Genomic DNA, 10,488 nt, shown 5'->3' with positions numbered 1-10,488 from the left:
CAAGCACTCGACCCCTCGGTGCCAGCGATAATAGACCCATTCGACGGGATGGGCGACCTATTCTCAAAAACAATCCGCGCAATAGGAGACCCCCAAATAAGATTCATAGAGGACCACCTGAGGATTCTTCGAGCGGTAAGGTTCGCCGCACAGCTTGGCTTTGAGATCGAGCAAAAAACTGCGGAAGCGATAAGAATGCTTTCAGCACTCGTAGCAGACCTTTCACCACAGTGGCTTTGGAGAGAACTTTCCAAAGGAATGGAAAAGCCTGCACAACTGAAAAAACTTTTGCTCGAGTTCAACTTGTGGGAACACCTATGGGGAGACATATTCCCATCGCCAAAGGATAATACTAACGAGCTTAAAGCAGCGTCTATTGCACTGCCGCAGAAATCTTTATGGATAATGTTCTTCTACGATGATGCGCAAAGTTTGCCTGAGAAGATGAGCAAATTAGCTGAAAGAATTGAATTCCCACACAAGCTAAGAACCGACATACTTGAGATCGCGAGAATAGTATCCGAAATTAAAAAATTCGAAGAACTTTCCGCGCCTGAGAAAGTAAAAATACTTGATTCATTACAGTTTGAGGACGCGATAGCATTAGCTCGATTCATCCCTGAACTTTCCGAAAAAGCCGAGGAAATACTGAGAAAATACCCTAAAATAGGGGCAAAACCGCTCATAAGCGGTAATGAGCTATCATCACTCGGTCTGAAAGGTCAAAAGTTAAAACAGGTGCTCGCCCAAATAAGGCTCGCCCAGCTTGCAGGCAAAATAAAAAGCACAACTGAAGCTCTTAATATGGCAAAAAAATTGATTTAACCATATGAAAAATTTGTCCCGCAACCCTACCAACTCCAAAGTAAATAATCCCTCAAAAAATCCTATGTCTCAACCTTGATTATTTATAGTTGCAAAACAAAAACTTTTTCCCTAATTTCACTGGCTATGAGAATTGACGATGGAACACTTCGCACACTTATCGAGCATGCTCGTGAAGCGCGGAAAAACGCATATGCGCCTTATTCGGGTTTTAAGGTTGGGGCTGCCGTGCTTTGCGAGGACGGCAAAATATTTGTTGGTGCCAATGTAGAAAACAGTTCCTTCGGGCTTACGATGTGCGCTGAAAGAGTGGCTATACACAATGCAATAAGCAGTGGCGAGAAAAAAATAGAAGCTTTAGCAATAGTAGCCGAAAAAATCGCTTATCCCTGTGGTGCCTGTTTACAGGCTATAGCCGAGTTCGCAGAAGGCGATGTGCCGATAATAATAGCTGACGAAAAAGGGAAGAAAGTAGTAAAAACCAAACTTTTCGAGCTCCTTCCTAAACCTTTCAGGTTGGGTGGAAAATGATGAGAGTAGCTTTTGACGCCAGGATGCTTGAAGCATCGGGCATCGGGACATATATTTTCAACCTGCTGAAAAATTTTCCGGAAACTATAGAGGACATTGAGTTAACTCTTCTTGGCAACCCCGACAAAATTGTTGCTCATTTCGGAGAAAAGTTTGGCAATATAAGAAAAACCAACGCACCAATATATTCTGTATCAGAGCAGTTGTGCATACCCTTTGCTGCGAAAGGTGCTGACATCCTTCATATCCCGCATCATAATGTGCCCATTTTGTGGCGAAAAAAGCTTGTGGTCACGCTTCACGACATGCTCCACTGGGACCATCCGGAATACATCCCCGACTGGCGAGGAAAAATTTATCTCAAGTTGGTATCTGGCAGAATAAAGTCGGCAACTCAGGTAATATGCCCATCGTGGTTCACAGCCTCAAGAGCAAAAGAAATTTTGGGGCTTTCCGTGAACCAGATAACGGTTATTCATCAGGGTGTTGACAAAGAATTTTTTAGCAGACGCTCCCCTGATGCAGTAAAACAAGTTCTTTCGGAATACGGGCTGAAACCGGGAGGATACCTACTTTATGTGGGAAACCTAAAACCCCACAAGAACCTTCAAAGGCTTGCTGAGGCATACTCCATAGCAAGGAAAAAGGGAATACGAGCACGGTTGGTTCTGACGGGTAAGCTTGAAGGGCTTCGCGCAAAAGAGGATGTTGAAAAACTAATGCGTTTCGAGGGCGTCATACACATTGGGGAGGTTAAAGCGGAGGAGTTGCCATACCTTTATTCCGGGGCGAGAGCGTTGGTTTTTATATCGCTTTACGAGGGTTTCGGGTTGCCGCCGCTTGAGGCTATGTGCTGTGGTTGCCCTGTTCTGGTGTCCGATGCTGGACCGCTTCCGGAGGTGGTTGGCGACGCAGCAATAACAGTGGACCCATTCGATGTGGAGAAAATCGCTGATGCCATAGTTAAAATAGTAACGGACGAGGAATTAAGAAAAAATCTTATCAAACGCGGAAAAGAATGGGCGAAAAGATTTAGCTGGCAGAAAACGGCGTTCCAGACCATTGAGGTATATAAAAAAGTGGCCAAGCTGTAGTTCATGAGGGTAAAATTCTTCGACATAGCCGAGCAGACCAAGATGCTTTCGGACGAGCTCGAGGCAGCGGTTCTTTCGGTGCTTGAGAGCGGGCAGTATATACTGGGTCCCAAAGTTCAAACATTTGAGACACGGTTCGCTGAGTTTATCGGAACGAAGTACGCTGTGGGCGTTGGCTCTGGAACCGACGCGCTGGTAATAAGTCTCAGAGCATTGGGTATCGGTCCCGGCGATGAAGTCATCGTGCCATCGTTCACATTTTACGCTACTGCAGAGGCCGTGGCGAATGTGGGTGCAAAAGTGGTTTTCGCCGATGTGGATATCGAGACCATGAATATTACGGCGGAGCATATAGCTAAAAAGCTTACTAAAGCCACGAAGGCAGTCATACCCGTCCATCTTTTCGGGCTTTCGGCGCCAATGGACGAGATAATGGAACTCGCTGATCAAAAGAGAATATTCGTTATAGAGGATGTAGCGCAGGCAACAGGTGCGGCATGCAATGGCATAAAAGCCGGTTCTTTCGGAGACATGGCAGCATTCAGCTTCTTTCCGACCAAGAATCTGGCTGCCGCAGGCGACGGCGGTGCAATAACAACAAACAGCGAGAAATTGGCAACGAAGGCGAGAAAACTAAGAAACCACGGTTCAATAAAAAAGTATCGGAACGAGATGCTCGGCTACAATTCAAGATTGGATGCTATTCAGGCGGTCGTGCTTACGGTAAGACTTGGTTACATCCAAACATTTATAGATCTCAGGCGTCGTAATGCAGAGAAATATCGTGAAATGCTGAGTGATATAGAACAGATAGCTCTGCCCAAAGAACCTGACGGTTTGTTTCACACATACAACCAATTCACTATAAGGGTGCTCGATGGAAGACGGGACGAACTAAGGAAATTCCTCGCCAGCAAGGGGATTGAAACGATGGTTTATTATGAGGTGCCCGTTCACAGACTTGAACCTTTTGCTGGAAATTATGATGATTCCGAGCTTCCGAACACCATGCTGCTTTGCTCTCAGGTTCTTTCGTTGCCGATATTCCCCGAACTAACGAGCAGTGAGCTCGAATATGTCGCTTATTCGATAAGGGAATTTTTTAAATAACTTCCAAGATAATCCCATGAAGTGCAGGGTATGCGGAAAAACCGCTGTTATAAAGCTTAAATCGCATAATACTGCTTTCTGTGTGGAGCATTTCGTAGAGTTCTTCGAACGCAGGGTAGAAAGGGCTATAAGGCGCTTCAAGATGTTCGGGAGGGGGAGCAATATCCTCGTTGGGGTTTCCGGTGGAAAGGACTCGTTATCGGCATGGCTTGCCCTTAAGAGGCTTGGTTACGATGTCACAGGTGTGTTCATAAACCTTGGTATTGTGCCGAATTCAGACCTCGCACAGAGGCTGGTTGAGAGCTTCGCCAGCGAAAACAAGCTAAAATTAGCGGTGCTTGATGTAAAGGACTACCTTGGCGCGACAATCCCTGAAGCGAGGAATTTTACGAGGAAACCTACATGCTCGGTTTGTGGCATGGTTAGGCGTTACATTCTGAATAAGTTTGCGCTCGAAAATGGATTTGATGTGCTCGTTACCGGCCATAATCTCGACGACGAGGCTGCCACGCTTTTCGGAAACATAATGGATTGGAATCCGCAGTATCTTGCTCGCCAGTACCCTGTGCTGCCCGAGCAGGACGGTTTCGTGCGGAAGGTGAAACCTTTGGTGCTTTGCTCGGAGTACGAAACTTTAGCCTATGCTGTGGTTATGCGAATAGGTTTTGACAGAAGCAGATGCCCTTTTTCGAAAGGAGCAAGCTCACAATTCTACAAGCACATCCTAAACCTTATTGAGCACGACATGCCGGGGACCAAACAGCGGTTCGTCACAGGGTTTTACGAAAAAATATCACCCATAATATCGGGACAGGCAAGGAAACCTGAGCTTAAAAGGTGCAAAATTTGCGGTTATCCCACGACCGCAGGCGATGTATGCGCATTTTGTAGGCTTAAAGAGCTTATAAGAAAGGGGTAATTTCGCTTTGCTATAAAAAAAATTAGGTTTTTCGGCTCATCTGCTGAGAAGCTCGAAGTATAATAGTGCGCATTATTCCTTCTCGCCGAATAATACCCACGCGCTCGCATCGCTAATCTTTATTGTGACTATGTCACCGGGATTGATTTCGTCGGTTTTTGGGAAAACTACTGTTCTTCCCGATGGTGCGGTTCCGCGAAGCATGTCGGGACGCTTTTTATCTCTTCCCAAAACGAGAACGGACTGTTTGGTGCCTATAAATTTTCGGGAATACTTCTCCGCAAGTTTTATGCCGAGCTCGATAACCTTTTTAAGTCGGTCAAGTTTCACTGTCTCAGGGACATCATCGGGAAGTCTTGCTGCTGCCGTACCGGGGCGCGGAGAATATTTGAACGAAAATACTCCCGCAAATTCAACCTCTTCCATAGCCCGTATGGTCGCCATAAAGTCCTCTTCACTCTCGCCCGGGAAACCAACTATTATATCGGTAGTTATAGCAGCCTTGGGAAAGCGAGCATAAATCTGCTCGACGAGTTTCATGTATTGCGACAGCGTGTATTTGCGATTCATTGCTGAAAGAATTTTATCGCTTCCACTCTGAAGAGGAAGGTGAAATGCTGGTGGTATTTTGTCTTCAAACTCTTCCACGACATCGAGTATTTTTGTCGTGAAGTCCTTCGGATGATTCGTTACAAATCTAAGCCTTTTTAGCCCCTCTGTTTTCGCAATGAGCCGGAGAAGGTCGGCGAAGTCGAGGTCATTGAAGCGATAAGAGTTAACATTTTGGCCAAGAAGGGTTATCTCCTTAACTCCGAGTCTTACCGCTCTTCTTACCTCATCAATTATTAGCTCGGGGGGACGATATCTTTCGCGCCCACGGACGAACGGGACTATGCAGTAGGAGCAAAAGTTATTGCACCCGCGCATTATGGTTACGAAAGAACTTACCTGACCGCTTTCAATGTGAGCAGGCGCTGAAACCCCCAGAAAATCTTCCCTCGACTCGACGAAAACGCCACATCCTAATCTTCCGCTTACTATTTCCTCTATTTTGTCCAGTTGTTCGGTTCCTACCACGAAGTCAAGCTCCGGAATTAGCTCAAAAAGCTTTTCCCCATATTCCTGTGCAACGCAGCCTATGATGCCAACTTTAAGCTCAGGGTTCGACTTTTTCAGCCCAAGAAGGTTTCTTATTCTTCCCAGCGCTCTTTTTTCCGCGTGTTCGCGCACAGCGCAAGTATTAACTATTATTACATCCGCTTCACCCACATCTTCCGTAGGAACATGCCCAAGCTCCATTAGCCGCTCGGTTATCGCCATAGAGTCGTATTTGTTCATCTGGCAACCATATGTTATTATATGAAATTTCTTCTTCATGCCTGAAATTGATTTCTATCCTCAGAGCGAAATTAATTCATCTTAAATATTTTTCAATTCAAACTTGACATAAAACGCATTTAAAATAATTTTTGGAAAATTATGTATAAAGAATACACGACAATACGGGAAGTAGCAGGTCCGCTTTTGCTCGTTGAGGGTGTTGAGGGCGCCAAATACGAGGAGCTGGTTCTAATAACCCTTCCCGATGGTTCAAAGCGGCGTGGCAAGGTCCTCGAGGTTGACCGCGATAGAGCTCTCGTGCAGCTTTTCGAGGGTGCCACGGGTGTTGACCTCGCGCAGTCAAGAATAAGGTTTCTCGGCAAAGGAATCGAGCTCGGTGTCTCCCTGGATATGCTTGGAAGAGTTTTTGACGGCACTGGTCGCCCCATAGACGGCGGTCCCGAAATTATCCCTGAAAAAAAGCTTGATATAAACGGTGCGCCTATAAATCCCTACGCACGAGAGTTCCCCCGGGAGTTTATTCAGACGGGTATCTCGGCAATAGATGGGCTTAACACTCTGGTCAGAGGCCAGAAGTTGCCGATATTCTCCGGGTCAGGGCTCCCCCACAACAGACTCGCTGCACAAATAGCTCGTCAGGCAAAGGTAATAACTGGTGAGCAGTTTGCGGTGGTTTTCGGTGCTATGGGGATAACATTCGAGGAGGCACAGTATTTCCAAGAGGAATTCACGAGGACAGGAGCGATTGAGCGGGCGGTCCTATTTCTGAATCTTGCCGACGACCCTGCGATTGAAAGAATATCGACCCCGCGGATGGCTTTAACTACCGCCGAATATCTTGCATTTGACAAGGGAATGCATGTGCTCGTTATCCTTACCGACATGACTAATTACTGTGAGGCGTTGCGGGAGGTCTCCGCAGCGAGAAAAGAAATCCCGGGGAGACGGGGTTACCCTGGTTATCTTTATACCGACCTCGCAACCATCTACGAGCGCGCAGGAAGAATAAAAGGACGCGATGGGTCGATAACGCTTATCCCCATTCTCACCATGCCCGAGGACGACAAAACGCACCCTATCCCGGACCTTACCGGATACATTACCGAGGGGCAAATAGTGCTCTCGCGCGAACTTCACAGGAAAGGCATAATGCCCCCTATTGATGTTCAGCAGTCGCTTTCACGACTCCGTCAGAAAGGCATAGGTCCTGGGAGAACCCGTGAGGACCATGACGATATTTTTAACCAGCTTTATGCCGCCTATGCGCGAGGTGTGCAGGCAAGAGAGCTATCAGTTATTCTTGGTGAGGCTGCCCTGACTGAAATGGACAAAAAATACTATGAATTCGCAGAAACATTCGAAAAAGTTTACATCGGGCAGGGCGAATATACCGACCGTTCTATAGAAGAAACGCTTGACCTTGGCTGGAAATTGCTATCGGTATTCCCCGACATGGAGTTGAAACGAATAAGGAAAGAATTCCTCGAAAAATACATGAAAAAATTCCGCAAAGAAGAACCAGCCGAGACCGTAGAGGCTAAATGAGTTTCTATATCCCCACTAAAATCAGATACCAAATTATATAAATAATGTTTGGCAAATCCGCCAGAAAAGCCGATTATGCAGTTCTAAGAGTTGCCGTGATGATTTTATTTGCTGCTTATTTCTTCAAGATTGGCATGAGCAAGTATCTTGTATCCTTTCTTTTCTATAGCAAATATGGTCATTCGAGGCATGGGCTTAGTTGTCATAGGCTTGCCATCAATGGTTTCGTGGGTAACTGCCACCGTGTAAGTGACTATTACTATGTTTTTGTAACTTGTGGTTTTAAAATTATCAAGTTTATATTCACCGAGTTGTAGGTTTTCTATGAGTTTGAGCTCTTCTTCTTTGCTACGAGCACCATCTTGGTGTATGGACTGAAATCCGTCTGCCATGGTATTTTTGAGCGCCTCTATATTTCCTTCGGCCATATTTTTCCAGAAATCCCGCACGAGTTCTTCACCGCTTACTTTTCCCTTGGCAATGGCAAAGTTGAAGCTGCACAGAAAAAACACCACAGCCAGGACAAACGCCACATGCTTAAGTCCACCCATCGTTTCCTCCTTACTTAGTTGAGTATGGGTTGCTGTGATTGTAAACAACAAATGTATAAAAAACAAGCAAAAATTTTGAAAAAATAAAAAAATCATGTTTTCGAGTGCCCTAATTGAACTCAAATTCTACAAAAAGATAGTGCAAAACTATATTTATGAACTATTTTTATTGTGAAATTAGAAAGGGAATAATATGGTTGTGCTAATCTTCATCTTGGCCCTTCTTCCCGGAATTCTTTGGTTATGGTATGTTTACAAAAGCGACAGGTTTGAACCCGAACCTCTTGGTGATGTTGCTATAGTTTTCATATGCGGTTTCTTCGCGGTTTTACCTACAATATTGATCGAACTCGGGTTGAGAATGGTATTCGGGTTAACGGGATACGCAACCACAATTTATGAGGCTATAGGAAGCGCGTGGTTCATAGCTGGTGCGGTGGAGGAGGTAATAAAGTTCAGCGTGGTGCTTTTCGTCATATATTTTAACAAAGAATTCGACGAACCAGTCGATGGAATCGTTTACGCCTCAGCAGCAGCGGTCGGTTTTGCCTCGCTGGAGAATTTCTTTTACATGCTTCGTTTTGGCGCGCATGTTATACTGCTTCGAGGTCCCCTATCTACACTTGGACATGTAGTTTTTTCTACGCTATGGGGCTATGGTCTTGGACGGGGCAAATTCCATCCAAAAGTAGCTAAAAAATTAGCTCTCTACGGGCTTATTCTGGCTGCGCTCGCTCATGGCGCGTATAACTTCCTGCTTATATCACCATCGGTTTTCGGAGAAAACATAGGAATTCCTCTCGCTTTTTGCGTTATTCCGCTTACATTATTTCTTTGGTATGTTATGCATAAACACATCAAAAAATCTGAAGCCATATCACCATACAATCCACATCCTGAGGAAGACGAGCTCGATAAATACGACGACATGAACGAAACAGCGTAGGGGAGTTGAGATGATTTATACAGTAACATTAAATCCAGCGCTGGATAGAACAGTCTATGTGGAGAAACTTATAAAATATGAAAGTATAAGAGTTATCCGCGAGGAGCACTACGCTGGCGGGAAAGGAATAGATGTATCGAGGGTCATAAAAAAGCTTGGCGGACAAAGCATAGCACTCGGATTTTTAGGGGGCTACGCTGGGATGGAGATGGAGGGCAGGCTGCTTAATGAAGGCATAGCGTGCAACTTCGTTTGGACAAAGAGCGAAACGAGAGTTAATGTAATAATACACAGCCTTGATGACGGCGGCGAATATCGTTTGAACTTTCGTGGTCCGGAAATTCGTCCGCAGGAGGTCGCAGAGCTTATGCAAAAGTGCCGCTCATTAAAGCCCAAACCAACCTTCGTGGTTATTTCTGGAAGCGTTCCCGAGGGTGTTGACCCAATAATATACGAGCAACTGATAATAACATTTGAGTCACAGGGAGCAAAAGTCATACTTGATACATATGGAGAACCATTAAAAAAGGGGCTTCTGGCGACGCCATTTATGGTAAAACCAAACCTTGTGGAACTTTCGGAATTTTGCGGGGACAAACTTAGTTCTATTAAAGAGATTATAAAAGCAGCGAAAGAGCTTTTAAAGTTTGTGGATGTTGTTACCGTATCCATGGGGTCTGACGGGCTTATTGGGGTGACAAAAGAGAGTTCCTACCACGCTATACCGCCGAGGGTCGAAGCAAAAAGCACAGTCGGCGCAGGCGATTCGGCTGTAGCAGCTATGGTTCTTGCTCTTGAGCGAGGGATGCCGTTTGAGGAGGTTATAAGGCGCGGTGCTGCTGCCGGAACAGCATCGACATTAACTGACGGAACAGCAACGATTGACATTAACGATTTTAATAATATTTTAGCTAATACAGTAGTTAAAAAAATAAGTGATGTTGGAGGGTAGATGAGACGACTTTTGCTATATTTTCTTGTCCTCGCATGCTTTAGTATAGCGCATTCACAGTCTATAGCGGTGCGGGATTGGCTCGACTATCGTGGAGTCTGGGAGGGACATTCCCACTTCGAAAATAGACTTTTCTTAAGTGTAGATTGGAGTAATTTCACGACAGGGCTGCAATACCTCGCACAGCAGCCGTCAAAGCTTTTCCGTGAGACGGGAACTGATACCATAAAATCAGCTATAGAAAGCTATTGGTTCAGTCTTTACCTTAAAAATCTCGAATTCACTGCTGGGAGTTTCACAACTATTCTCGGTCAGGGACTTATTCTTAATCTTGTCCGCCAATACAATATTGACATCGACCATCATGTCGACGGTGCATACCTCAAACTAAAGCTTCCGAGCGCAGATGTCGTAGGTTTCAACGGTCTTGCTCGCTGGGATGATGACGCGCTGGTAAGAGGCGGTCAGGTGGTTTTCAAGCCGTGGAAGTTGCAATTGGGGCAGGAATACGCCAAAATAAAACCCAAAGACGGCAAGGATGTGGAACTTTACGGAACTATGGTAGCCTGTGATTTCGACTTCCTTTCGTTGTGGGCTGAGGCTGGAATAAAGAAACCACTGTGGGAAGAGCTGCCAACTGGTTACGCATATTACCTTTCCACCGTATTCTATAT

General features: G+C 45.5%; 11 protein-coding genes. 9 read left to right on the top strand and 2 right to left on the bottom strand.

Annotation, left to right across the window (positions count from 1 at the left end; translation table 11 throughout):
* The 5 genes from J7J62_00435 to J7J62_00415 all read left to right on the top strand — a co-directional run.
* Nucleotides 1-825, top strand: an 825-nt coding sequence (locus J7J62_00435; protein MCD6123626.1) for a CCA tRNA nucleotidyltransferase, incomplete at its 5' end; no start/stop codon positions are given.
* A gap of 126 nt (nucleotides 826-951) precedes the next feature.
* Nucleotides 952-1,356 (top strand): cytidine deaminase, encoded by a 405-nt coding sequence (gene cdd / locus J7J62_00430; GenBank protein MCD6123625.1) that lies wholly within the window; start codon nucleotides 952-954, stop codon nucleotides 1,354-1,356.
* Nucleotides 1,353-2,450, top strand: a complete 1,098-nt coding sequence (locus tag J7J62_00425; GenBank protein MCD6123624.1) for a glycosyltransferase family 4 protein — start codon at nucleotides 1,353-1,355, stop codon at nucleotides 2,448-2,450. The genes cdd and J7J62_00425 overlap by 4 nt, the downstream gene beginning before the upstream one ends.
* Before the next feature lie 3 nt (nucleotides 2,451-2,453).
* A complete protein-coding gene (locus J7J62_00420) occupies nucleotides 2,454-3,560 on the top strand; it encodes a DegT/DnrJ/EryC1/StrS family aminotransferase (GenBank protein ID MCD6123623.1) in 1,107 nt (368 codons plus the stop codon).
* A gap of 16 nt (nucleotides 3,561-3,576) precedes the next feature.
* Nucleotides 3,577-4,479, top strand: a complete 903-nt coding sequence (locus tag J7J62_00415) for an arginosuccinate synthase (GenBank protein MCD6123622.1) — start codon at nucleotides 3,577-3,579, stop codon at nucleotides 4,477-4,479.
* A gap of 72 nt (nucleotides 4,480-4,551) precedes the next feature.
* Here J7J62_00415 and miaB read toward each other — a convergent pair whose 3' ends face one another.
* A complete protein-coding gene (gene miaB / locus J7J62_00410; GenBank protein ID MCD6123621.1) occupies nucleotides 4,552-5,856 on the bottom strand; it encodes a tRNA (N6-isopentenyl adenosine(37)-C2)-methylthiotransferase MiaB in 1,305 nt (434 codons plus the stop codon).
* A 102-nt stretch (nucleotides 5,857-5,958) separates the two neighbouring features.
* On the opposite strand from miaB, the gene J7J62_00405 reads away from it, so the two are divergent.
* Complete coding sequence (locus J7J62_00405) at nucleotides 5,959-7,365, top strand: V-type ATP synthase subunit B (protein MCD6123620.1); 1,407 nt, start codon at nucleotides 5,959-5,961, stop codon at nucleotides 7,363-7,365.
* Nucleotides 7,366-7,469: 104 nt separating this feature from the next.
* Here J7J62_00405 and J7J62_00400 read toward each other — a convergent pair whose 3' ends face one another.
* Nucleotides 7,470-7,916, bottom strand: a complete 447-nt coding sequence (locus tag J7J62_00400; GenBank protein ID MCD6123619.1) for a nuclear transport factor 2 family protein — start codon at nucleotides 7,914-7,916, stop codon at nucleotides 7,470-7,472.
* 193 nt (nucleotides 7,917-8,109) lie between these two features.
* Between J7J62_00400 and J7J62_00395 the strand changes: the two genes are divergently transcribed.
* The 3 genes from J7J62_00395 to J7J62_00385 form a co-directional block, all read left to right on the top strand.
* Entirely contained in the window at nucleotides 8,110-8,862 is a 753-nt protein-coding gene (locus J7J62_00395; protein MCD6123618.1) for a PrsW family intramembrane metalloprotease, read from the top strand.
* A gap of 10 nt (nucleotides 8,863-8,872) precedes the next feature.
* Complete coding sequence (gene pfkB, locus J7J62_00390; GenBank protein ID MCD6123617.1) at nucleotides 8,873-9,814, top strand: 1-phosphofructokinase; 942 nt, start codon at nucleotides 8,873-8,875, stop codon at nucleotides 9,812-9,814.
* Nucleotides 9,815-10,488, top strand: a 674-nt coding sequence (locus J7J62_00385) for a hypothetical protein (GenBank protein MCD6123616.1), incomplete at its 3' end; no start/stop codon positions are given.

Source organism: bacterium (genome assembly GCA_021159335.1).
Taxonomy (GTDB): Bacteria; UBP14; UBA6098; order B30-G16; family B30-G16; genus JAGGRZ01.
The sequence above is the reverse complement of the archived record's forward strand: the minus strand, read 5'-3'. Positions and strand labels throughout refer to the sequence as shown.

Coding starts and splice junctions, on each gene's coding strand:
- cdd (MCD6123625.1), top strand. CDS start 952: ATGAGAATTGACGATGGAACACTTCGCACACTTATCGAGCATGCTCGT.
- J7J62_00425 (MCD6123624.1), top strand. CDS start 1,353: ATGATGAGAGTAGCTTTTGACGCCAGGATGCTTGAAGCATCGGGCATC.
- J7J62_00420 (MCD6123623.1), top strand. CDS start 2,454: ATGAGGGTAAAATTCTTCGACATAGCCGAGCAGACCAAGATGCTTTCG.
- J7J62_00415 (MCD6123622.1), top strand. CDS start 3,577: ATGAAGTGCAGGGTATGCGGAAAAACCGCTGTTATAAAGCTTAAATCG.
- miaB (MCD6123621.1), bottom strand. CDS start 5,856: ATGAAGAAGAAATTTCATATAATAACATATGGTTGCCAGATGAACAAA.
- J7J62_00405 (MCD6123620.1), top strand. CDS start 5,959: ATGTATAAAGAATACACGACAATACGGGAAGTAGCAGGTCCGCTTTTG.
- J7J62_00400 (MCD6123619.1), bottom strand. CDS start 7,916: ATGGGTGGACTTAAGCATGTGGCGTTTGTCCTGGCTGTGGTGTTTTTT.
- J7J62_00395 (MCD6123618.1), top strand. CDS start 8,110: ATGGTTGTGCTAATCTTCATCTTGGCCCTTCTTCCCGGAATTCTTTGG.
- pfkB (MCD6123617.1), top strand. CDS start 8,873: ATGATTTATACAGTAACATTAAATCCAGCGCTGGATAGAACAGTCTAT.